Here is a 23,266-nt window from a genome sequence, read left to right as displayed (position 1 = left end):
GGTTTTTATGCGAAAAATTGTAATAAATATAATTTTTGCACTGTTAGGTATCGCTGTCGGAATTACCGTTTTACCTAGCTTGTGGGAAGTATCAGGTTTAGCAGGAATTGCTTTTATCAATAACGGCTATTTTGATGGACTTATTGGATGTATTATATTTTATTTTGTGTCGTTCTTGTTTGTTAAACCAATCTTGAATTTGAATCAACAAATTGAAAAATATCTTAATTCAAGATCACCCGGCTGGATCATTTATGGCTCAGGATTTTTAATTGGTGGTTTAGTTTTAGCTAATATTATTTCAATTCCGTTTTATATGATGCACAATATGTTCTCAAATGTTATTCCAGTTATTTTAATGATTGTTTTTGGCTGGATCGGTTTTCGAATGGGAACGAGTCGTCGGAATGATTGGAACAACTTTTCGATTTCAAAACGAAATAATAATAAAACAGCAGCAGATAAGAATAATGAGATTGCTTCTGAGGGTGAAGTAACTCGTCGTTCAGCCAAAAAAGATTTTTATCCATATAAAATTTTGGATACATCAGTGGTGATTGATGGTCGTATTCATCAATTAGCACAAACGGGATTTTTGGAAGGTAAGTTGATGATTCCGGACTTCGTTGTTCATGAGTTACAACTAATTTCCGATTCTAGTGATAATCAAAAGCGTGAACGTGGACGTCGTGGTTTAGATATCTTAAATGAAATTAAGATGGATCAAACGATTAATTACGAAACAACAACGCGTGATTATGATAATATTCCAGAAGTGGATATGAAATTGCTTAAATTAGCTAAAGAAATCGGTGGTGCTGTCATCACAAATGATTATAATTTAAGTAAGGTAAGTGAATTTCAAAATGTTCAAGTGCTTAACATTAACGAACTAGCCAAAGTTTTGAAACCAATGGTTTTGCCAGGAGAAACGATGACTGTTAAAGTTATAAAAGAGGGTACTGAAAGAGAGCAAGGTGTCGCATACCTAGAGGATGGTACGATGGTCGTTGTTGAAGAAGGTAAATACTTCATTAACAAGGATGTCGATGTCGTCGTAACTAGTGCATTGCAAACTGATGCTGGTAAAATGATATTCGCAAAGCCTAAGCATTCAATGCATGGTATCCAAGAAAAGAGTAGTGCCAAAGAGAATTCCAATAACCATAATAATGGCGGTTCAAACAAAAACCATAACAGTAATGGCAAACGGAATTCAAATCGGAACAACTCGAGAAATAAAAGGGGAGAACACAGAAATGGCAAAAAAGTCAGATAACAAAATTCGTGTAAGATATGCACCAAGTCCAACAGGTCACTTGCACATTGGGAATGCTAGAACAGCTATCTTTAACTACTTGTTCGCACGTAGTCACAAGGGAACTTTCGTAATCCGTATCGAGGATACAGATACAAAGCGTAACGTTGAAGGTGGTACAAAGAGTCAACTAGAAAACCTTAAATGGCTTGGCGTTGATTGGGATGAAGGTCCAGATGTCGGTGGAGATTATGGTCCTTACCGTCAATCAGAAAGAAAAGAAATTTATCAAAAATATATTGATGAATTACTTGAAAAGGGCTTAGCTTACAAATCATATCTGACTGAAGAACAACTAACAAAGATGCGTGAAGATCAAGAAGCTCATGGTCAAATGCCACACTACGAATATGAATTTGCAGGTATGACAGAAGAAGAAAAAGCTGCCAAGATCAAAGAAGCTGAAGATGCTGGTTTACAACCAGTTGTCAGATTCCACGTACCACATGCTAAAAATTACGAATGGGACGATATCGTAAAGGGTAAAGTTTCAATCGGTTCAGACACTATCGGTGGCGATTGGGTTATCCAAAAGCGTGACGGTATGCCTACATACAACTTTGCGGTTGTTATTGATGACCATTTGATGGAAATCTCTCACGTGCTTCGTGGTGATGACCACGTTGCTAATACACCAAAACAATTGATGATTTATGATGCCCTTGGCTGGGAAGCACCTAAGTTCGGCCATATGACACTTATCATCAATACTGAAACTGGTAAGAAATTAAGTAAACGTGATGAATCAATTCTCCAATTCATCGAACAATATCGTGAATTAGGTTACTTACCAGAAGCTATGTTTAACTTCATTACTTTACTTGGCTGGTCTCCAGTGGGTGAAGATGAATTATTCACACGTAAGCAATTTATCAAGATTTTTGATGAACATCGTTTGAGCAAATCACCTGCTAAGTTTGACCAAAAGAAACTTGAATGGGTCAACAACCAATACGTTAAGACAGCTGATGTTAGTGAAATTACTGACTTAGTTTTGGGTAATTTGATTGAAGCTAAACGGATTGATGCTGAACCAAGTACTGATGAAATTCAATGGGTCAGACATTTAACAGAACTTTACATGCCACAAATGAGTTATACACAACAAATCGTTGACTTGTCAGATGTCTTCTTTAATCAACCAGAACATCTAACTGATGACGAACAAAAAGAACTTGCTGACGATGATGCCAAGGCTGCTATTACTGATTTGAAGGGTAAGTTAGAAAAGATTACTCGCTTCACAGCTACACAAATTATGGCTGCTATTCAATCAGTTAGAGCTGATACTGGTGTTAAGGGTAGAAAACTTTACATGCCAGCTAGAATTGCTGCTACAAGAACAATGCATGGTCCAGCTATTGCTGAAACAATCGAATTGTTTGGTAAAGAAAAAGCCCTTGCTAATATCGACAAGACTTTGAAGGAAATGAACTAGTTCGTTTCAAATAAAAATAAAACAGAAAAGAGGTTGAAGGAAAACTTAGTTTGCCTCAACCCCTTTTTTATATAGGTGAAGATTATGTTGAAAATTTTTAATACCTTAACAAGAGAAAAAGAAGAATTTAAACCAATAACACCTAACCAAGTTAATATGTATGTCTGTGGACCAACTGTGTATAACTATATTCACATTGGAAATGCCCGTTCAATCGTAGCTTTTGATACTGTCCGTCGTTATTTAGAATTCTTAGGTTATGACGTGAAATTTGTCTCAAACTTTACTGATGTTGACGATAAGATGATCAAAGAAGCTAATAAAGAAGGTATTACCGTACCGGAAGTAGCTGATCGATTCATCAAAGCATTTTATGAAGATATTGCTGCAATCAATGTTCAAAAAGCGACAATTAATCCACGAGCAACTGATAATATTCAAGAAATTATTGATTTCATCAAGGATCTAGTTGCCAAAGACTATGCTTATGAATCACAAGGGGATGTTTTCTACCGTGCTCGTAAGTTTAAACATTATGGTGAATTGTCTGATCAAAATATTGACCAATTGGTTGAAGGTGCTAGTGAACACGTTGGTGATACTGAGTTTTCTAAGAAGCAAGATCCAATTGATTTTGCTCTATGGAAGAAAGCTAAACCAGGTGAGATCAAATGGGATTCTCCTTGGGGTGAAGGTCGTCCAGGTTGGCATATTGAATGTTCAGTTATGTCCACAAAATATTTAGGTGATACCTTTGATATCCATGGTGGTGGTCAAGATTTGGAATTTCCACACCATGAAAATGAAATTGCTCAAAGTGAAGCCAAGACCAGTAAGAAATTTGTTAATTATTGGATGCACAATGGTTTTGTAACGGTTGAAAACAATGAAAAAATGAGTAAATCATTAGGTAACTTTGTCACGGTCCATGATTTAGTTAAAACAACTAATCCACAAGTTTTACGTTTCTTCTTGTCGTCAACACATTACCGTCGTCCGCTTGAATATTCCAAAGCTAATTTACAAAAAGCTGCCGATAATTTGGATAAAATCAAAACAGCTTATAATAACTTGAAATTCAGACTCGATGGTGCTGAAGATGCCAGTGATATCAATGACATTCAGACACAAGTTGCTAAAATCGTAACTGATTTTAAGACTGCTATGAACGATGATTTTAACGTCCAAAATGGCTTGACAGAAATCTTTAATTTGGTTAGCTTAGCAAATAATTATGCTGCATCAGAGACAGTTGCTAAAAATGCAGCAAATGTTATCCTAGAAGCTATGGTTAAATTGACTAGTATTTTGGGTGTTAAATTAGATGATCAACAAGATCTATCTGAAGAAATCCAACAAATGGTCGATCAACGTGATGAAGCTCGCGCAAATAAAGATTTTGCGACAAGTGATAAATTGCGAGACCAACTAAAGGATATGGGTGTGATCTTAGAAGATACACCACAAGGAACACGGTGGCATATTAATGACTGATGTTAAAAAATTTAATGGCGTAACTTTGGCATATTTAGGGGATGCTGTTTATGAAGTTTTTATTCGTGAACACTTACTCGAAAAAATATCGTCAAAGTTAATGAATTACAGCACCAAGCAAAACATTACGTTTCTGCAAAAGCACAAGCATCCTTAACTACTTTGATGCTTGATAAAGATGTTTTATCTGAAGAAGAAATTCGTATTTACAAGAATGGTCGTAATGCGAAGAAACAAACAAAAGCAAAGAATACAAGTGTCGTCACATATCATATGTCCACTGGTTTTGAAGCAGTTTTTGGCTATTTAGATATTACTGGCAACAAAGAACGTGTGAAAGAACTAGCACAATGGTGCATAAATGAAGTAGAGACAGGTGAAGCAGATGACAGACAATTCAAATAGTAATGACATTGAGTTAGTTTATGGCGTCCATTCAGTAATCGAATTATTGAAATCGGCCACAGCTAATCAACGTGTTAATAAGGTTTTAGTGCAAAAGGGACTTTCCAGTGAACATATTGCTGAAGCAATCAAGCTCGCTAAAAGAGATCGTTTGATTGTTCAAGAAGTACCAAAGAATAAATTAGATGATATTAGTGATGGCGGTAATCACCAAGGTATGGCAGCCTATATTGCTTCATATCAATATGCTGAAATGGATGATATCTTCAAAAATGCTGAAGAAAAGGGTGAAGATCCATTCATCTTGATTTTGGATAAAATTGAAGATCCCCATAATTTGGGTTCAATTATGAGAACGGCTGACGCTGTTGGTGTACACGGAATTATTGTTCCTAAGCATCGTTCAACTGGATTGACTTCCGTAGTTGCGAAAACTTCAACTGGTGCGATTGAACATGTGCCCGTTGTGCGTGTGACTAATTTAGTTAATACTATCAAGGACTTGAAGAAACGTAATATTTGGGTCTTTGGAACAGCTATGGAAGGTGACAATTACCGTAACTGGAATGCCAAGGGAGCTGTTGCTCTGATTATCGGTAACGAAGGTAAAGGAATTTCTCCATTAGTCTTAAAACAAGCTGACCAAACCTTGAATATTCCTATGGTTGGACATGTTCAAAGTTTGAATGCTAGTGTAGCAACAGGTATTTTGTTGTATCAAGCTTTTGCTTCTAGACATGCTTAATACTATTAACGTGTGGTGTTAGCTAACCATGTCTTTCTCTTTCCGACTAGTTCATTCTTTATTTTTGAATCCATAGTGAATCATTTTAAGTATTATTATGTCGTTGATGACTAGAATTGTAGGATACGGAGTATATTTTGATTTTAAAAGTAATTTTAAATTCGTGGTTAAAAAATCAATTAGCGGTTCTTTCTTAATTTTGGTTATAGAATAGAAAATAAAAAAGGTTAGATATCTCTTCCGGGTATAAATCCGGAAAAATATCTAGCCTTTTGCTTATGTTAAATTTCAAATAATAAATGTATTAGTCTCTGGGTGCAAGAAATGTTGGCAGTAGTGAAGGTGGCGTTGGCGCTTTAGCGCCTATACCACGGGACGAGTTTTGAACTTCGCACACTTTGCGAAGTTCAAAATCGAGATTGGAGGCCGCACTCCGGCTCCAATCGGTCCCCACAGCGCCAACATTTCTTGCACCCAGAGACGGCAACTAAAGTTGAGAAAGAACCCAATTAGCACTACGCGGTATTACTAATAAATTTGCTTCCGAAAGTGGAATTTATCAATAACTTATAAAACGAATGATTAAATATTATTCGCTTTTTTTGTAAACAAACGTTCGCTAGAATGTAGGAAATATTCCGTGTTATCGTATAAGAGTAAATTGTTGTCCGTAATATACGTACTGAATGGAAAACTCAGAGACATTATGGATCGAACAGCTTCGGGATTTCGGAGATTCGGAAGCCCTAGCAAAACTTATCATGAAGTATCGTCCTATGATTGATAATACAATCAGGCAGTATTTTGTTTCGAGTTATGATCGTGATGATTGGTATCAAGAAGCACGGATAGTTTGCCATGATTCTTGCATCAAGTTTGATGGTTCTCAAGGTTCGAAATTTGGTAGTTTTTTTAAAATGAAATTTAAGCATCGTGTAATAGATTTAGTTCGTTATTCTAATTCAGCAAAGAGAAAAATAAATGGGATGACTGAATCATTAGATGATATTGATGAGTCCCACATGATTATGCAAAGTCCGAAAGATTCAATTGAGTATTGTGATCATATTCAACAAGTTACGCTAGGTATGACGCTTAAAGAATTGACTGCTTTACAATATACTTTGGGAAAATTTTCGATTGAAGAAGCTTGTGATTTGGCAAAAGTTGATCGTAGAAGCTTATTGATAATAACGTATCGATGTAAAAAGATGATTAAGAAAAAATCAGACAATCTTGTTTATGAGTGATTTGTCATGAGATTGCAATGGACAAACAAGACTCCAGAGTTTACAATTAATAAGATTAAGATTAGATTTTGGAGATAAACATGGGATTAAGAAAAGTCGCCCTTGCTTGTACTGTCTGTGGTTCAAGAAATTATACAATTACTGAAAACCCAAGCAGAACAGAACGTCTTGAAGTAAAGAAGTTTTGTAAGCACTGTGGTAAACATACATTACATAAAGAAACAAGATAATTCTGGAGGAACAAATGAAACTATTTAAATTTTTTGGTAGTGTCAACAAAGAAATGAAATTAGTTGTTTGGCCTACATTTAAAGAAAACAGACGTGACACATGGATCGTTATTGCTACATCATTGATGTATGCAGTCTTCTTTGCTCTAGTTGATTGGGGTCTAATTACATTATTACAACACTTTGTAATGGGTAAATAGATTGTAAGACATCGTAAAATTTGTTATTATGTTTGTAACGAGAAAAACTTCGACCTAGTTCGGAGTTTTTTTATTTTGAATTTTTGGAGGAAATTATGGCTGAAGCTGGCGAAAAACAATGGTATGTATTACATACTTATTCAGGATATGAAAACAAAGTTAAGGAAAATCTAGAATCACGTGCTCAATCAATGGGTATGGAAGATTACATTTTCCGTGCAGTAGTACCTGAAGAAGAAGAAACAAAAGTTAAAAACGGTAAAGAAAAGAAAGAAATGGAAAAGACTTTCCCTGGCTATGTTCTAGTAGAAATGGTTATGTCTGATGAATCATGGTTCATCGTTCGTAATACACCAGGTGTTACCGGATTTGTCGGCAGTCACGGTTCTGGTAGTAAACCAGCACCACTATTACCAGAAGAGATTGATAATATCCTTAGTCAATTTGGCATGGATTCACAAAAACCATCTGACTTTGAAATTGGCGAAACAGTTAAGATCACTGATGGTGCTTTCTCAGATATGACAGGTAAAATCACTGATATCGATGACGAACACAGAAAACTTAAAGTTGATGTTGATATGTTTGGACGTATGACATCAGCTGAAGTTGACTTTACAGCGGTTGAAAAACAAGCTTAATTAAATTTTGCCGTCTCCGGAAATGAGCACTATTTTTATCTGCTGTGCGGACCGGGCCGAGCCAAGGTCTCGTCCCTCGGTTTGAAGCCTTGCAAGTTCGGCAAGTCTCCAAACTCGCCCGGTGGTGTAATGGCTAAAGCCATAACGCCACTTTCACAGCAGATAAAAATAGTGCTCATGTCCTCCGACTAGTGTAGTGGTTGTAGATTTGTTGCTTTACTGATTAAGATAATGATATTTAACATAGTTTATAAAAATTCTTACTTAGTTAGTAGCTTTTGGATTGGAAATGGGTAACAAGCAGCCATAGAACTAGTCGGAGGGAGCAAGATGATTTTCCAGCAGTAAAGGTGGAGTTAGGGCTTTAGCCCTTACTCCACGGACGTCTTTTAAGACTTGCCGAACTTGCAAGGCTTAAAAGCGAGATTCGAGACCTTGGCTCGAATCGGTCCCACAGCAGGAAAATCGTCTTGCTCCCGGGGACGGAAATTAAAAAAATTATTGTAAACCCTAGTAGACCGTGCTACTATATAACGGTATGTTTTTGACACATACATGTGGGAGAGAAAATTCTGATTCTCATCATGACCACATCACGGAACAAGGAGGTATGCACCGTGGCTAAAAAAGTTGCTAACGTAGTAAAATTACAAATCCCTGCTGGACAGGCTACTCCAGCTCCTCCAGTTGGTCCTGCTTTAGGACAAGCTGGTATTAACATTGTTGCCTTTACAAAGGACTTCAATGCACGTACACAAGATCAAAAGGGTATGATTATCCCTGTTGTTATCTCAGTATATGAAGACCGTTCATTCGATTTCGTTACTAAGACACCACCAGCTGCTGTTCTATTGAAGAAGGCTGCTGGCGTTGAAAAGGGCTCTGGCGAACCTAACACTAACAAGGTTGCCACAGTTACTGAAGACCAAGTTCGCGAAATTGCTGAAACCAAGATGAAAGACCTAAACGCTGCTAGTGTTGAAGCTGCAATGCGTATGGTTGCTGGTACTGCAAGAAGTATGGGCTTTGAAGTAAAGTAAAAGACTAGATTTAAGCAGTTTACAGGAATGTGAAAGCATTCTTAACAAGTGGGAGGAGAAAATATAATTCTCCGAAAGACCACAAAGCAAGGAGGAACTTAGCATGGCTAAGCATGGAAAGAAATATACAGAAGCATTAAAACAAGTAGATAAAAACAAAACTTACACTGCTGAAGAAGCTGTTGAATTATTAAAGAAGGTTGACTTCGCTAAATTCGACGCAACTGTTGAAGTTGCTGTTAACTTGGATGTAGATCCAAAGCAAGCTGATCAACAAATTCGTGGTGCTATCGTACTACCTAACGGTACTGGTAAGACACAAAAGGTTATCGTCTTCGCTGAAGGACAACAAGCTAAGGATGCAGAAGCAGCTGGCGCTGATGTTGTTGGTTCTGACGACCTTGTTGAAAAGATTCAAGACGGCTGGCTAGACTTTGACGTTGCTGTTGCAACACCACCAATGATGGCTAAAGTAGGTCGTTTAGGTCGTGTTCTTGGACCTAAAGGTTTGATGCCTAACCCTAAGACAGGTACTGTTACAATGGATGTTACAAAGGCTGTTAATGATATTAAAGCCGGACAAGTTACATACCGTGTTGACTCAAACGGTCTTATCCACGCACCAATCGGTAAGATTTCATTTGATACAAACAAGATTACAGAAAACTTCGATACTTTCTACAACGCAATCTTGAAAGCACGCCCAGCTTCACTTAAGGGTAACTATGTAACAAGTGTTAACATGACATCTACATTTGGACCTGGTCTAAAGATCAACGCTTAATTAGTGTTGACTAACTACCAAAATAATGATAGATTAATATAGTTGATTTCTACCGAAGACTCAGGTGATGAAAGTCTTAATATCCTGCCGAGGCCAGAAGATTATTTCACTTAATCTCTGTGTCCTTAGGGCACAGAGATTTTATTATTTTTAAGCCGAAATTTGTAGATAATTAACTAATAAATTGTGGAGGTGAAACGTAATAATGAAGCAAGATGTATTAGCAGCAAAACAAGCACAAGTTGATGAAATTGCTAAGCAACTTACAGGCGCAAAGTCAGTAATCGTTGTTGATTACTTAGGTCTAACAGTTGAACAAGCAACAGAAATGCGTGCTGAATTACGTGAACAAGGTGCTACAATGCAAGTTATCAAGAATACAATCTTGAGACGTGCAGCTGAAAAAGCCGGTGTTGAAGGTCTAGAAGAATACTTCGTTGGACCAACAGCTATTGCTTACTCAGAAACAGATCCTGTTGGACCTGCTAAAGTAGCAGCTAAATTTGCCAAAGATGTTGAAGCCGTTGAAATCAAGGGTGGTATCATCGAAGGTAAAGCAGCAACTCTTGAACAAATTCAAGAACTTGCAACATTACCAGACAGAGATGGCTTGCTATCAATGTTGGTATCTGTATTACAAGCTCCAGTTCGCGACTTTGCTATGGTTGTTAAGGCCGTTGCAGACAAAAACGACGAACCTGCCGCTTAATTAATTTAAAAAATAACTCATAATATTTGGAGGATACAATAATGGCTTTAGATACACAAAAGATTATTGATGATTTAAAAGATGCTTCAATTCTAGAACTTAACGACCTTGTTAAGGCTATTGAAGAAGAATTTGACGTTAAGGCTGCTGCTCCAGTTGCTGCTGCCGGTGCTGCTGGTGGCGACGCTGCTGCAGAAAAGGACTCATTTGACGTTGAACTTACAGAAGCAGGTCAAGAAAAGGTTAAGGTTATCAAGGAAGTTCGTGGTATCACAGGACTTGGCTTGAAGGACTCAAAGGACCTTGTTGATGGTGCTCCTAAGGTTATCAAGGAAGGCGTTGCTAAGGCTGACGCTGACGAAATGAAGTCAAAACTAGAAGCTGTTGGTGCAACAGTTACATTGAAGTAATACACTTTAATGATAAAATTAATCCTCGTAAGAGGATTTTTTTTTACCCTTAAAAGGACAGGTAAAGCAAATGGTTAATCAATATTTTGAAAATGATCCAAATTTGGAACATGAAGTTAAAAACTTTAACTTTATCTTGAGAAATCACAGTTTAGATTTTACATCTGATAGTGGAGTCTTTTCTCGACAAACAATCGATTATGGTTCACGTGTTTTAATTGATGCAATTGATTTCCAAAATGTGCCTAATGGAAATATTTTGGACGTTGGTTGTGGATATGGCCCAATTGGTTTAGCACTAGCCAAAGATCAACCTAAACGTCAAGTGACAATGGTTGATGTTAACTTGCGAGCACTGGGGTTAGCAAAACAAAATGCTGAAAATAATCAAGTAAGTAACGTCGATATCTTTGAGTCTGATACTTATAAGACCGTTGAAGGTAAATATGCTTTGATTGTTTCTAATCCACCTGTAAGAGCAGGTAAGAGTGTTGTGACATCAATTTTGGCCGATTCAAAGGATTATTTAGAGCCAAATGGTGAACTCTGGATCGTGCTTCAAAAGAAACAAGGTGCACCTTCTGCTAAAAAGTTGATGGACCAAACTTTTGGCAATGTTGAAGTTGTGACACGTGATAAGGGATATTATATTTTAAGAAGTAAATTGATTTAAAATATTTCCCAATGTGGTATATTCATGTTGGAGGCGTTTGCATATGAAGAAGAAAATTTTAATTGTAGCTCTTTTATCGTTTATTTCCGCAGGAATGTTTTTCGTCGTTTATTCGCTAGTTAAGTTCTTGAAGAATAAAGTTATCAACCAAGATCGCAAGAAATTAGAAGATTACGTTGGGAAATATTTACATGGCAACGAAAAAATAATGCAATTTATTGGAACTTTATCAGATGATCAAGTCAAAGAATTACTCGAGATACTTGAAAAAATCCAACGTGAACAAAAACAACTAAAACTTAAGGAACCAGTTTTTCCAAAATACTTAGAGAAGAAAGTAACGAATTTAATTAGCTAAAATGATATTTTCAGAAAATCAAATCAATGAATACATGAATCTGGCGCTTGAAGAGGCCAAAAAAGCTGAGACAAGACGCGAGGTTCCTATCGGCTGCATAATTGTCGATAATATTACCGGTGAAGTTATTGCCGAGGGCTCAAATGAGCGTGAAGAAACGCAGAATGCTATCAAGCATGCGGAAATTATTGCAATTGAAGCAGCATGTGCCAAAGTTGGTAGTTGGCGCTTGGAACATACGAGTTTATTCGTAACTCTAGAACCTTGTCCAATGTGTGCTGGGGCGATAATAAATAGTCGAATCGAAGAAGTTATTTATGGTGCCAAGGATCCAAAAGCTGGGTCAGTTGGTTCAATTAATAATCTCTTAGCTGAGACGCGGTATAATCACCAACCAGAGGTGTTAAGTGAGGTCAAAGCCGACGAATCAGCACAATTATTACGGAATTTCTTTCGAGAAATTAGACGCAAAAAGTAGCATAATTCGTTAATTTATAGTATTATAGTTATTGCCGCAAGGCCTTAGGGCAATGGTGCTCTTGCGAATCGTGTCAGGTTCGGAAGAAAGCAGCACTAAGTAAGGTGTGCCATGTGCCTTTTGTTATGTATATTAGCCTCCTAATCTGTTCAGGATTAGGAGTTTTTTTGTGTTAAAATTTACATATCAGTTTTTTAAAAGGAGTAAAAATGGCATATCAAGCACTTTATCGAGTTTGGCGTCCCCAAACTTTTTCTGATGTAATCGGACAAGATGTCATCACCCAAACCCTGCGTAATGCCGTGGCTAGTCATATGACCAGTCATGCCTATTTGTTCAGTGGTCCGCGGGGTACTGGTAAGACATCTTGTGCCAAAATTTTAGCCAAGGCAGTCAACTGTCTGAATCCACATGATGGTGAACCTTGTAATGAATGTGAGATTTGTAAGGCTGCAAACGAAAATCGATTGAACGACGTAATCGAAATTGATGCCGCTTCAAATAATGGTGTCGAAGAAATTCGTGATATCCGTGATAAAGTTAAATATGCACCCACTGAAGCAAAGTTCAAAGTCTATATCATTGATGAAGTTCATATGCTTTCACAGGGAGCTTTCAATGCTTTGTTGAAAACATTGGAAGAACCGCCAGCTAACGTAATGTTTATTTTAGCTACAACGGAACCACAAAAAATTCCCGCAACAATTATTTCTAGAACGCAAAGTTTTAATTTCCGTCGTATTTCTAAGCAAGATATTTTACAACGGATGACGTATATTTTAGATGATAAGAATATTAAATATGATGAAGAAGGATTAAACATTATTGCAGCTTCAGCAGAAGGTGGAATGCGTGATGCTTTAAGTATTTTGGATCAAGCTTTATCATATGGCGACGATGAGTTAACGCTCAAGAACGCTCAAGAAGTAACTGGTGCCTTGAGTAATGAACAAATTGTTTCATATATGACGGCCATTGCTGATAATAAGCCGGCGGAGGCACTAACTAGTTTGTACCAAATTTTGGCTAGTGGTCGTTCGGCATTGCGTTTTACGGAAATGATTATTCGAGTTTGTCGAAATTTAATTTTATATAATTCTAACTCCGACCTGTCTGATCAAATGGACAAGTCAGTTATGACAGATGAATTACTAGCCATTGCTAATAAGTTTGACAACAGTCGTTTATTCTATATTGTTGACCAAGTCAGTGCCACACAAAAAAATATTAAGAACTCTAATCAAACTGACATTTATATGGAAATTTTGACCGTTAAAATCAGTGAGCCTAAAGTTGATCAAACAACAGCTCCATCAGAGCAAAATACTCACGATGAACAAGTCGAGAATGTGGAAATCGATAAGTTACGTGATGAAATTTCTCATTTGCAAAACGAAGTCAAAGGTTTGTCTAATGGAGTGCAAAAACCAGAACCAGTTAAAACAAAGCCACGTCGTCGGGGTACCAATAATACGCGTTTGAACAAGACTGCTATTTATAAAGTTTTGGGTAGTGCGACGAAGGGTGATTTGAATTCAGCTAAAGATATTTGGCCCGATTTAATGAGTATGCTTTCAATCTCACAACGTGCTATGATGAAAGTCTCCGAACCAGTGGCTGCTTCACCTGATGGGATTGTTGTGGCATTTGATTATGCACTGTGGTTCGAACAAGTTCAAGATGACAGTGAATTTTTACAAGAATTAACTGATAATGCTGGTCGCTTGTTGAAAAAAGATTGTCAGATTGTGTTGGTACCGAAGAAAGATTGGCCGGTAATCCGTAAAGAATATATTGATAATAATATTGATTCTAACAAGCCAACAAATGTAAAATCTAAAGAAGAAACTAAAAAGACTGATCCAACCGTCGATGAAGCGTTAAAATTGTTCGGTGATGATATAGTTGATGTTAAAGATGACTAGGAGGAATTGTAATGAGTAAAGGTATGCCAAATATGGGCGGAATGGGTGGCAACATGGCCAACATTATGCGCCAAGCCCAAAAGATGCAAAAAGAAGTTCAAGCAGCAACAGAAGAATTAAACAAAACAGAATATACTGGTAGTTCAGTTGATGACTTTGTGACTGTAAAAGTTACTGGTGAAAAGAAAATTGCTGATATGACAATCAGTGAAAAAATCATTGATCCAGATGATCCAGATACATTGCAAGACATGTTAATTGATGCCTTGAACAATGCTTTTGAAGCAGTCGACAAAGATAAGCAATCTAAACTAGGTAAATACACAAACGGGTTGATGTAATGAAATATCCAGAACCAATATCTAAATTAATTGATAGTTATATGATGTTACCAGGTATCGGTCGTAAGACTGCTACGAGAATGGCATTCTTTACGCTTGGGATGGACAAAGATCAAGTGCAAGAATTTGCTGATAATTTAGTTTCTGCAAAGACTGATTTAAAATCATGTCGCATTTGTGGAAATATTACGACAGATGAAATTTGTTCGATTTGTAGCGATAAAAGTCGTGACCAATCAACAATTTTAGTAGTTGAACAGGCAAAAGATATTATGTCGCTAGATGATATGAACGGTTATAACGGTTTGTATCATGTACTAGGAGGAGTCCTATCACCAATTGATGGAGTAGGACCAGAAGATTTGAATATTAAGCTGTTGTTGAATCGTTTAAAGGAAAATCAAAATGTAAGAGAATTGATTATCGCTACAAATGCAACTCCAGAAGGAGAAGCAACAGCCCAATATTTAGCCAAATTAGTTAAGCCAGCAGGAATAAAAGTAACTAGACTAGCACACGGATTAGCCGTCGGTTCTGATATCGAATATGCCGATGAAATGACCTTGAAGAGTGCCGTGCAAGGACGCAGGGAGATTTAACATGTTTGGTAGAAAAAAAGTTACCGTCCAAAAAATGGAAGATGATCGCCTTTTAGACAATATTCACCAAATTCAACAAAGAATTGGGAATACTCAAAGAATGATCAATAATTCAGTGGACGTTGACGACACAACCAGAATTCATTTGAAGCTGGATCAGTTGAAGTATCAATTTTTGTATTTAGAAGCCAGAAGAAGAAAAGCCAAAGCTAAAGCTACGACCAATATTATTTTTGGTGATGAAGATACATTTTTGAAACAACCTAGTCGGGCCGAGAAGCACTGGTAGAGCCGCCTCCGGGAACGATAAATTTATGTCGCTATGGGGACCGGCTCGAGCCAAAAAGCGGTCTCGACCCTCGATTTTGAGCCTTGCCCAAACCGCAAGTCTCAAAAGTCGTCCTGTGGAGTAAGGGCTAAAGCCCTAACTCCACTTTCACAGCGACATAAATTTATCGTTCCCTCCGGCTAAGTTAACTGTATATATAATTATTTTTTTAAGAAATTGAATCATCAAATTAAAACAAGGATTCCTTTTTATTTAGGGATGCTTGTTTTTTTATTTTGTATGAAATCTATTTAAAGTTTTGTTATTAAATCGTGTATTTAATGAGGTAATAATATTAAATAGGTTAACTTTCAATAACTAGTCGGAAGAACCGAGAAAAGATTAACTGGCAGTGAAAGTGGTGTTGGGTCGAGTGTTTTTCTCGGCCTTACAGCACCGGGCGTGTTTTGAGACTTGCTTGCAAGGCTTAAAACCGAGGGACGAGACCTTGGCTCGGCCCGGTCCGCACTGCCAGTTAATCTTTTCTCGGTTCTGGAGACGGAATAATTAGTTATTAACCAAGACCTTAAGTTTCATTTCTCCCTGATTTCAAGTAAAATAGTAGTAATCATCTAGGAGAGATTAATTTATGTCAGGAATATTTATATCGTTTGAAGGTCCAGATGGGGCAGGTAAAACAACTGCTCTAAAAACACTAATGCCATTATTGCAGGCAAAAACAGATCAAGAGATCGTGCTTTCACGTGAGCCAGGTGGTAGTCCTATTTCTGAGAAAATCAGAAAAATCATTTTGGATATCCATGATGAAGAAATGGATTCTCGGACTGAAGCACTTTTGTATGCGGCTGCTCGTCGTCAACATTTGATTGATGTTATTTTACCTACTTTGAAGGAAGATAAAATTATGTTGAGTGATCGTTTCGTTGATAGTTCCATTGCTTATCAAGGTGGCGGTCGTGAGATTGGAATGTCTGAAGTGGCTGAAATCAATGATTTTGCCATTGATGGACATTTACCAGATTTGACAATTTACTTTGATGTTTCACCAGAGGTTGGTCTGTCTCGTATCAGAAAAGACCATGAAGGTGCAATGGATCGTTTGGAAAAGGAAGCTATCAGTTTCCACAATCGGGTCTACGATTCATACATGCAAATTGTCAAAGATAATCCTGATAGAATTAAAACAATCGATGCTGAACAAGCTCCTGAGAAGGTCGTTTCTGATGCGTTGAATGTTATTACTAAGCAATTTCCAAATATTTTTAACAAGGGAGAATAACCAATGAAACTCATTGTAGCCATTATTCAATCTAAAGATAGTCAACAATTACAAACAAGTTTAGTTAAAAAAGGTTTTAGAGCCACTCAATTATCATCAACTGGTGGTTTTTTGAAAGCTGGTAACTGCACATTCCTAATTGGTGTGGAGGAAGATAAGATTGACGATGCTTTAGCGATAATCAAAAAGACTTGTCATACTAGAGCCCAATATGTAACGCCAACTTTTCTTATGCCGGAAGCAGCTTCAAGTATGGCTGAACCAGTTGAAGTCCAAGTTGGTGGTGCAACCTGCTTCATTTTGCCAGTTGATAAATTTGTGAGATTCTAATAATGGAAAGTTTATTAGAAGAACAACCGAGAGTTGTACATGAATTTCAAAAAATTATTTCCACTAATATGTTGTCACATGCTTATTTGATTGACAGTGCATCTTCAAAAGTTAGACAACAAATGGCAATTTGGTTAGCTCAAAGCCAGTTTTGTGATCATTTACAAGATGGAGCACCTGACCAAACGTGTCAAAAATGCCGAACGATTGCTTTGGGAGATAATCCTGATGTCTTAGAAGTAACGACTGATAAGCAAAGCATCGGTGTCGATGATATTAAATTTTTTAAAAAAGAAGCCAATATGGCAGCGACTCAAGGTAAACGAAGAATCCTAATCATTGATGAAGCTGAAAAGATGACAGTGCAAGCTGCGAATAACTTGTTGAAAACAATAGAAGAGCCAGAAGGTAACTTGATGATTATTCTTTTGGCTGATTCAGCTAAACAATTATTACCGACGATTCAATCACGAGTGCAAATTTTTCATTTATCAAACCAAAGTAACGATGATGAAATTGCTAGTTTGGTAGCAGTCGGTTTTAAATCTGAACAAGCACAGCGAGCTTTAAAAGTGACTGACGTTAAGTATTTGGAAAGTATTACTGGTGATAAATACCAATCATTGAGTGTCGCACTCGTCAGTTGGCTCAAAGAAATTAACAAACAAAAAATAAATAGTTTTGTCGACATACAGACTGATATCATGCCTTTAATTGAGAATAAAGATCAACAACATTTGGTTTTCGACATGTTGAATCAAATTTTTAGTGATATATTATCAATTAGGTACAATTTAGAAAAATCAACATTGACGTCGGTGGATATCTTGGACAAAAAGAGTATAAAAAAAATCGTTGCTATGTCCGATGAGTTATTCACAGCCGAACAAATGTGGAAAAGTAATGTATCGTTTCAAGCTATTTTAGAAGATTTATCATTAAAATTTGTGGATTAGTAGGTGAAATCATGGCAGAGAAGGATTTATATGATGAATTTGAGACAATCACAAATCAATTGAATGATATAAGTAAAAAGGTTTCTTTGCTGAAAGAAGAACTATCCAAGACTCTGGAAGAAAAAGAGGAGTTGAAGATAGAAAATCAAAATCTTCGTAAACATTTGGAAAAAATGGGATATGAAGATAAAGATATTAAAGGCAATGAATTATCTTACTCACGATTAAATCTTGAGAGTTTATATCGTAAAGGATTTCATGTTTGCCAACAATTCTATGGAACTCACCGTAAAGATAAGGAAGAATGTATTTTCTGTACCAACGTACTTTACGGGAGTAATGACAAAGGTAAGAAAAAGAAAATTAAGATTAGATAAGGGGAGCTATTTGAATGAAAGAACAAAGGAGTTTTGTTGATAATTCGAAGGGCTGCCTTTTTTTAGTGCCAACACCAATTGGTAATTTGGAAGATATGACTTTTCGAGCTGTTAACACTTTAAAAGAGGCTGATTTAGTTGCAGCTGAAGATACACGTAATACTAAAAATTTATTAAATCATTTCGAAATACCAACAGAATTAATAAGTTTTCATGAGCATAATACTGCTCAACGTATTCCGGAATTAATAGAAAAAATGAATGCCGGTCTAAAAATTGCCCAAGTTAGTGATGCTGGAGCACCATCAATTAGTGATCCCGGTAAAGAATTAGTTAAAGCTGCTATCAAGGAAGATATTCCGGTTGTACCGCTACCTGGAGCAACTGCTTCAGTAACGGCATTGATTGCTTCAGGAATTGCACCACAACCGTTTTATTTCTACGGCTTTTTACCACGTAAAGGTAAAGAAAGAACAGAGGCATTGAGCGATTTATCCAAACGTGCAGAAACGACAATCGTCTATGAATCACCTTATCGAGTGAAAAAGACCATTCAAGATTTGATGGATAATTTTGGTGCTGACAGACAAATTACGTTAGCCCGAGAATTGACTAAGATTCATGAAGCCTTTTTGCGCGGTAGTTTGCAACAAGTAGCCGAGTATTATCAAGATAATGATCCCAAAGGTGAGTATGTTTTGATCATTGCTGGTAAGCCTGTCGAAGCTACACAAGCTGAATCAGATGATGATTTAGTTAAATCGGTTGATGATTTGATTGCTCAAGGTCAAAAGCCTAACAAAGCAATCAAGGAAGTCGCAGCTCAAAATGGCTTAAAGAAACAAGATGTCTATAACCTTTATCATGGAATCGGAGAAGAATAATAGTGGCAGAGAAACAAACTTTTGCAATTGAAATGGAAGTACCATATTATTTCGTCAATTTTTCAGGTGACATGCGGTTGTCAGCTTTAATTGACGTGATGTTATTAACTTCAGAAAAACAACTTCACCAAGCAGATGTAGATAGTGCAGAAATGGTTAAGAATAAAGGCTTAGGCTGGGTCGTTGTTCAGTATCATATGGATATTAAGCAGATGCCCAAGTTAGGCCAAAAGCTGAAGATTATGACGCAAGCAACTAGTTACAACAAGTATTTCTTTTATCGTGATTTTTGGATTGAAGATGAATCTGGAGAAACCATTGTAAAAGCTGAGAGTGCTTTTGTATTGATTGATATTGAAGAACGTAAAATCGTTAGTGCAAGCGATCGTTTGGATGATGTGTTTGGGGCTGAAGAGACGAAGAAACTAAAACGCTTCAATCGTTTAAAAGTTCCGGAAGATTATGATTTTGAGCAACCTCAACATATCGGTTATTACAATATCGATGTTAATAAACATGTTAATAATTCATATTATTTTGATTGGATGGTCGATACATTAGATATGGACTTTATCGCTGACCACACATTGACAAGTATGGATATTAAATATGACAAAGAATTAAATATGGATAGTCAACCAATTTCATATGCTAAGCTTGATAATACGAATAATAAATCTATTCATTGGATTAAGAATGGTGACGTGCTGAACGTTATTGCACAATTCAAGTGGAAAAATAAGTAAATTGCAAACAAATTACTTGCTTACAGAAAAAATAGTGCTATTATTGACGAGTACTTAAAAAAAATTTGGGGTAGGATTCAAGGCGTCAAGTGCTGATGGAACGGAATGTGAACATCGGACAAAGAGTTTTCTCGCGATCTTGTTTCCGCATTCGCCACTTTATATACGTCTCTTTTGCCTATATCTGGTGGCAGCTCCTTTGGGGAGATGTCGATTATGAACAGTAGAAGTACAGTAATAAGCGTTCAAGAAGTTACATGGATGGCATTGTTAATAGCATTGCAAATGGTGTTAGCAAAATTGTCAGTCGGTAGCAATACCTTGAAAGTCGGATTTAGTTTTATAGCAATAGGGTTATTAGGTTATTATTTCGGACCCTTCAAAGCTGCGATAGCTAACGTATTAGCTGATGTAATTAGTAATTTAGTTATGCCATCATCCGGTGGATTCTTCATTGGATTTACATTCTCAGCCTTAGTTGCGGGAGTAATTTATGGTTACATGCTTTACAACCACAAGGTGACAGTTTGGAGAACTTTTCTAACGGTGTTATTAATTACAGTTATTGTGAATACAGGTTTAAATACCTTGTGGATTCACATGATGACTAATTTGCCATATGTAACTTTGTTGGTTCCAAGACTTGCAAAAGAGGCTTTCAGTTTGGTTTACCAAACAGGTCTTTTATATATCGTCCTGAAATGGATTGATAATTCGAAATTTAATAAAATCGGCTAATAAGGCCGATTTTTTTTGTACATTCAAATGATGCTGTATCCGGAGTAGGGAAAAACAAGCACTGTTCTTTTGACTATTGTATTTATACAATCCTACTTTGTTTAATAAAACTAGACTCAGAAATAAAAATTAATTTGAGGATAAACCCTAGCCGGAAGGAGCAAGAAAAATTAGGTCCCCACAGCGACCTAAATTTTTCTTGCTCCTGGAGGCGGCATATTTAAATGTCAAAAGTTCGATAACCAAACATAGGAAAGAACTAAAAAATCTGTGTTAGAATAGTTGTTATGAAGAATGAGGGATAAATATGAAAATATTAGCATTTGATACATCTAATAAGCCGCTATCCGTTGCCGTTGTAGTTGATGGCAAGGTTTTAGCTCATTTGGAGTCGACTGAAAAGAAGACTCATAGCATAACTATTTTGCCGGATATTAAAGAGGCTTTACAGGAAGCAAATTTAACCGTAAATGACATTGATTTGATTGCAGTTGCCAAGGGACCTGGTTCATACACAGGTGTAAGAATTGCTGTGACGGTCGCTAAAACTTTGGCCGATACATTGAACAAGAAGTTAGTTGGAGTTTCAAGCTTGGAATTGTTAGCTGCTAACGGTGACAAAGCGCATATTTTAGTGCCATTAATGGACGCTCGTAATGACAATGCTTTCGCTGGTGTTTATCAAAATTCACGTGATAAGTTTGTCAGCATCATGGGTGATCACCATACGTCAATGGCAAAGCTATTTGATGCTTTGAAAGAATATGATGCTGATCAACTTGAATTTATTAATGCAACACCAAGGTTACAAGAATTAATTCAAAATCAATTTCCTAGTGCCAAAATTATTACTGCTGAAAATTCATTGCCGGATGCAGCCAAACTTGCCAAATTAGCAGAATCAAAGAAACCAGTTACTGATATCGATGATTTTGTACCTACGTACTTGCGTTTAACACAAGCGGAACACGATTGGTATGCTAAGGGACATAAGGACGACGGCAATGTTTCCTATGTTGAAGAAGTTTAAGCAATTATTTTCTAACAAAACAGTGAAATTTGATTTTGAAGAACAAAATGTTTCAATTGAAGATCGAAAATTTATTTTAAGAAAAGCATTACCAAAAGATGCAATTCAATATATGAAAGTTCAAGAAACAATTTATCCAATTCCAGTTCCGTGGCCAATTGATATTGTCCAAATGGAAATTGACAATAAAAAAGCACTCTATTTATCACTTGTGGAAAAAAATCGAGTAGTTGCGTTTACTGGTTTGTCTTTGGGGGATAAAGCCGAGGCACATATTACGAATTTGGCAGTCGATGCTGATTATCAAAATTTGGGGATTGGCCATTTGTTGCTGAATCAAGTGTTTGATTATTGTCGAGATCGGGATTATGCCAAAATATCATTAGAAGTTGATGTGACTAATGAGGCGGCACTGGCACTGTATGATGCGTTTGGGTTTAAAGTTCGAACAGTGCATAAAAAGTATTATTTTAGAAATCATCACGATGCTTGGGAAATGATGGTTGATCTGTGAGGAGATTATTTTGGAAAAAGATACGTTAATATTGTCGTTTGAAAGTAGCTGTGATGAGACTTCAGTTGCTGTTATTAAGAACGGTAAGGAAATCTTAGCTAATATTATTGCAACACAAATAAAGAGTCACCAACGTTTCGGCGGAGTTGTTCCAGAAGTTGCCAGTCGTCACCATGTTGAAGAAGTGACTAAATGTATCAATTTAGCTTTGGCAAAAGCTCAAGTTGGTTATGAAGATTTAGATGCCGTAGCAGTAACTTATGGACCAGGCTTAGTTGGATCATTGTTAATCGGAATTATGGCAGCTAAGACAGTTGCTTTTGCACACGATTTACCTTTGATTAAGGTCAACCATTTGGCAGGACATATTTATTCAGCTAATTTTGTGACTGATTTGCAATATCCATTCATGTCTCTCTTGGTTTCCGGTGGTCATACTGAACTCGTGTTGGTAACAGCACCCGGAGTGTTCCATACTTTGGGAGATACACGTGATGATGCGGTTGGTGAAGCTTATGACAAAATTGGTCGTGTCTTAGGAATCAACTATCCGGCTGGTAAGAAAGTTGATGAAATGGCAGCTGTGGGGAATGATACATTTGATTTTCCTAGAGCGATGGTTCAAGAAGATAATTTGGACTTTAGTTTCAGTGGATTGAAGAGTGCCTTCATCAATACAGTTCATCATGCAGATCAAGTTCATGAGGAGTTAAATAAGGATGATTTGGCTGCTAGTTTCCAAGGTGCCGTGTTGGATATTTTAACAAACAAGACGTTTAGAGCTTTAAAACTTCATCCAGTTAAGCAATTGATTGTTGGGGGTGGAGTTTCAGCTAACCAGGGACTACGTAAACGCCTAGCTGCTGAAATTGAAAAACGTCATATGGACATGGAATTAGTTTTCCCACCATTGCGTTTATGCGGTGACAATGCTGCTATGATTGGTGCTATGGCCCAAATACAATATGATAAAGGTGACTTTGCCGATTTGGATTTGAATGCTGATCCTAGCTTGGATTTTGATATGGAGTAGGGTGCCGTCTCTAGGTGCGAGTATGGATACCTGTGGGACCGCCCCGAGCCAA

29 protein-coding genes, 1 other RNA gene, 1 pseudogene, 1 riboswitch and 1 other annotated feature are annotated in these 23,266 nt (G+C 36.9%); all 31 genes and pseudogenes read left to right on the top strand.

Going from position 1 to position 23,266, the window contains the following annotated elements:
- The first annotated feature begins 7 nt into the window (after positions 1 to 7).
- Positions 8 to 1,279 carry a PIN/TRAM domain-containing protein gene (locus D1B17_RS09685; RefSeq protein ID WP_120141914.1) on the top strand — a complete coding sequence of 424 codons (1,272 nt, stop codon included), beginning with the start codon at positions 8 to 10 and terminating at the stop codon, positions 1,277 to 1,279.
- Entirely contained in the window at positions 1,260 to 2,756 is a 1,497-nt protein-coding gene (gene gltX / locus D1B17_RS09680; RefSeq protein WP_120141915.1) for a glutamate--tRNA ligase, read from the top strand. Before D1B17_RS09685 ends, gltX begins: the two co-directional genes overlap by 20 nt.
- 84 nt (positions 2,757 to 2,840) lie before the next feature.
- Entirely contained in the window at positions 2,841 to 4,250 is a 1,410-nt protein-coding gene (gene cysS / locus D1B17_RS09675) for a cysteine--tRNA ligase (protein WP_120141916.1), read from the top strand.
- Positions 4,243 to 4,655: pseudogene (locus D1B17_RS09670) on the top strand (Mini-ribonuclease 3). Before cysS ends, D1B17_RS09670 begins: the two are co-directional and overlap by 8 nt.
- On the top strand, positions 4,636 to 5,400 hold the full coding sequence (gene rlmB / locus D1B17_RS09665) for a 23S rRNA (guanosine(2251)-2'-O)-methyltransferase RlmB (protein ID WP_202240392.1): 765 nt from the start codon (positions 4,636 to 4,638) through the stop codon (positions 5,398 to 5,400). The pseudogene D1B17_RS09670 and the gene rlmB overlap by 20 nt, the downstream one beginning before the upstream one ends.
- A gap of 686 nt (positions 5,401 to 6,086) precedes the next feature.
- The gene (locus D1B17_RS09660) at positions 6,087 to 6,650 is read left to right on the top strand and encodes a sigma-70 family RNA polymerase sigma factor (RefSeq protein ID WP_120141917.1); all 564 of its coding nucleotides are present in this window, start codon (positions 6,087 to 6,089) and stop codon (positions 6,648 to 6,650) included.
- A gap of 80 nt (positions 6,651 to 6,730) precedes the next feature.
- A complete protein-coding gene (gene rpmG, locus D1B17_RS09655) occupies positions 6,731 to 6,880 on the top strand; it encodes a 50S ribosomal protein L33 (protein WP_082330626.1) in 150 nt (49 codons plus the stop codon).
- A 14-nt stretch (positions 6,881 to 6,894) separates the two neighbouring features.
- Positions 6,895 to 7,080: a preprotein translocase subunit SecE gene (gene secE / locus D1B17_RS09650; RefSeq protein WP_120141918.1), complete on the top strand. Its 186-nt coding sequence runs from the start codon at positions 6,895 to 6,897 to the stop codon at positions 7,078 to 7,080.
- Positions 7,081 to 7,175: 95 nt separating this feature from the next.
- Complete coding sequence (gene nusG, locus D1B17_RS09645; RefSeq protein ID WP_120141919.1) at positions 7,176 to 7,721, top strand: transcription termination/antitermination protein NusG; 546 nt, start codon at positions 7,176 to 7,178, stop codon at positions 7,719 to 7,721.
- 617 nt (positions 7,722 to 8,338) lie between these two features.
- Positions 8,339 to 8,761 (top strand): 50S ribosomal protein L11, encoded by a 423-nt coding sequence (gene rplK / locus D1B17_RS09640; RefSeq protein WP_041498799.1) that lies wholly within the window; start codon positions 8,339 to 8,341, stop codon positions 8,759 to 8,761.
- 103 nt (positions 8,762 to 8,864) lie between these two features.
- Positions 8,865 to 9,545, top strand: coding sequence for a 50S ribosomal protein L1 (gene rplA / locus D1B17_RS09635; RefSeq protein WP_120141920.1), 681 nt, complete (start codon positions 8,865 to 8,867; stop codon positions 9,543 to 9,545).
- A 34-nt stretch (positions 9,546 to 9,579) separates the two neighbouring features.
- Positions 9,580 to 9,699, top strand: a sequence feature (ribosomal protein L10 leader region).
- A 51-nt stretch (positions 9,700 to 9,750) separates the two neighbouring features.
- Positions 9,751 to 10,254: a 50S ribosomal protein L10 gene (gene rplJ, locus D1B17_RS09630; protein WP_120141921.1), complete on the top strand. Its 504-nt coding sequence runs from the start codon at positions 9,751 to 9,753 to the stop codon at positions 10,252 to 10,254.
- A gap of 41 nt (positions 10,255 to 10,295) precedes the next feature.
- On the top strand, positions 10,296 to 10,664 hold the full coding sequence (gene rplL, locus D1B17_RS09625) for a 50S ribosomal protein L7/L12 (RefSeq protein WP_120141922.1): 369 nt from the start codon (positions 10,296 to 10,298) through the stop codon (positions 10,662 to 10,664).
- Between the two features lie 70 nt (positions 10,665 to 10,734).
- Positions 10,735 to 11,337 (top strand): class I SAM-dependent methyltransferase, encoded by a 603-nt coding sequence (locus D1B17_RS09620; protein WP_120141923.1) that lies wholly within the window; start codon positions 10,735 to 10,737, stop codon positions 11,335 to 11,337.
- A 43-nt stretch (positions 11,338 to 11,380) separates the two neighbouring features.
- On the top strand, positions 11,381 to 11,695 hold the full coding sequence (locus tag D1B17_RS09615) for a hypothetical protein (protein WP_120141924.1): 315 nt from the start codon (positions 11,381 to 11,383) through the stop codon (positions 11,693 to 11,695).
- A 1-nt stretch (position 11,696) separates the two neighbouring features.
- Positions 11,697 to 12,173 (top strand): nucleoside deaminase, encoded by a 477-nt coding sequence (locus D1B17_RS09610; RefSeq protein ID WP_166806668.1) that lies wholly within the window; start codon positions 11,697 to 11,699, stop codon positions 12,171 to 12,173.
- Between the two features lie 43 nt (positions 12,174 to 12,216).
- Positions 12,217 to 12,299: signal recognition particle sRNA small type (gene ffs, locus D1B17_RS09605), an RNA gene on the top strand.
- Between the two features lie 83 nt (positions 12,300 to 12,382).
- Complete coding sequence (gene dnaX, locus D1B17_RS09600; protein ID WP_120141925.1) at positions 12,383 to 14,098, top strand: DNA polymerase III subunit gamma/tau; 1,716 nt, start codon at positions 12,383 to 12,385, stop codon at positions 14,096 to 14,098.
- Between the two features lie 32 nt (positions 14,099 to 14,130).
- Positions 14,131 to 14,439 (top strand): YbaB/EbfC family nucleoid-associated protein, encoded by a 309-nt coding sequence (locus tag D1B17_RS09595; protein ID WP_237389390.1) that lies wholly within the window; start codon positions 14,131 to 14,133, stop codon positions 14,437 to 14,439.
- On the top strand, positions 14,439 to 15,038 hold the full coding sequence (recR, locus tag D1B17_RS09590) for a recombination mediator RecR (protein ID WP_120141927.1): 600 nt from the start codon (positions 14,439 to 14,441) through the stop codon (positions 15,036 to 15,038). The genes D1B17_RS09595 and recR overlap by 1 nt, the downstream gene beginning before the upstream one ends.
- 1 nt (position 15,039) lies before the next feature.
- Complete coding sequence (locus D1B17_RS09585; protein ID WP_057892188.1) at positions 15,040 to 15,327, top strand: YaaL family protein; 288 nt, start codon at positions 15,040 to 15,042, stop codon at positions 15,325 to 15,327.
- Between the two features lie 628 nt (positions 15,328 to 15,955).
- Complete coding sequence (tmk, locus tag D1B17_RS09580) at positions 15,956 to 16,606, top strand: dTMP kinase (RefSeq protein ID WP_120141928.1); 651 nt, start codon at positions 15,956 to 15,958, stop codon at positions 16,604 to 16,606.
- 3 nt (positions 16,607 to 16,609) lie between these two features.
- Complete coding sequence (locus D1B17_RS09575) at positions 16,610 to 16,936, top strand: cyclic-di-AMP receptor (RefSeq protein WP_057892191.1); 327 nt, start codon at positions 16,610 to 16,612, stop codon at positions 16,934 to 16,936.
- A gap of 2 nt (positions 16,937 to 16,938) precedes the next feature.
- Positions 16,939 to 17,892, top strand: a complete 954-nt coding sequence (locus tag D1B17_RS09570) for a DNA polymerase III subunit delta' (RefSeq protein ID WP_120141929.1) — start codon at positions 16,939 to 16,941, stop codon at positions 17,890 to 17,892.
- Between the two features lie 11 nt (positions 17,893 to 17,903).
- Positions 17,904 to 18,269 (top strand): initiation control protein YabA, encoded by a 366-nt coding sequence (locus tag D1B17_RS09565; protein ID WP_057892193.1) that lies wholly within the window; start codon positions 17,904 to 17,906, stop codon positions 18,267 to 18,269.
- Between the two features lie 14 nt (positions 18,270 to 18,283).
- On the top strand, positions 18,284 to 19,153 hold the full coding sequence (rsmI, locus tag D1B17_RS09560; RefSeq protein WP_120141930.1) for a 16S rRNA (cytidine(1402)-2'-O)-methyltransferase: 870 nt from the start codon (positions 18,284 to 18,286) through the stop codon (positions 19,151 to 19,153).
- A 2-nt stretch (positions 19,154 to 19,155) separates the two neighbouring features.
- Positions 19,156 to 19,899: an acyl-[acyl-carrier-protein] thioesterase gene (locus D1B17_RS09555; protein ID WP_120141931.1), complete on the top strand. Its 744-nt coding sequence runs from the start codon at positions 19,156 to 19,158 to the stop codon at positions 19,897 to 19,899.
- A 64-nt stretch (positions 19,900 to 19,963) separates the two neighbouring features.
- Positions 19,964 to 20,058, top strand: a riboswitch (THF riboswitch).
- A 57-nt stretch (positions 20,059 to 20,115) separates the two neighbouring features.
- Positions 20,116 to 20,637, top strand: a complete 522-nt coding sequence (locus tag D1B17_RS09550) for a folate family ECF transporter S component (protein WP_120141932.1) — start codon at positions 20,116 to 20,118, stop codon at positions 20,635 to 20,637.
- 307 nt (positions 20,638 to 20,944) lie between these two features.
- Entirely contained in the window at positions 20,945 to 21,667 is a 723-nt protein-coding gene (gene tsaB, locus D1B17_RS09545) for a tRNA (adenosine(37)-N6)-threonylcarbamoyltransferase complex dimerization subunit type 1 TsaB (protein WP_120141933.1), read from the top strand.
- Complete coding sequence (gene rimI / locus D1B17_RS09540; RefSeq protein ID WP_240704401.1) at positions 21,651 to 22,181, top strand: ribosomal protein S18-alanine N-acetyltransferase; 531 nt, start codon at positions 21,651 to 21,653, stop codon at positions 22,179 to 22,181. Before tsaB ends, rimI begins: the two co-directional genes overlap by 17 nt.
- 10 nt (positions 22,182 to 22,191) lie before the next feature.
- Positions 22,192 to 23,214 carry a tRNA (adenosine(37)-N6)-threonylcarbamoyltransferase complex transferase subunit TsaD gene (tsaD, locus tag D1B17_RS09535; protein ID WP_120141935.1) on the top strand — a complete coding sequence of 341 codons (1,023 nt, stop codon included), beginning with the start codon at positions 22,192 to 22,194 and terminating at the stop codon, positions 23,212 to 23,214.
- Positions 23,215 to 23,266 lie beyond the last annotated feature (52 nt).

Origin of the sequence: Companilactobacillus zhachilii (genome assembly GCF_003606365.2) — a bacterium.
In the GTDB taxonomy this organism is placed as follows: Bacteria; Bacillota; Bacilli; order Lactobacillales; family Lactobacillaceae; genus Companilactobacillus; species Companilactobacillus zhachilii.
Note: the sequence above shows the minus strand (reverse complement) of the source record. Positions and strands in the feature narration are given on the sequence as shown.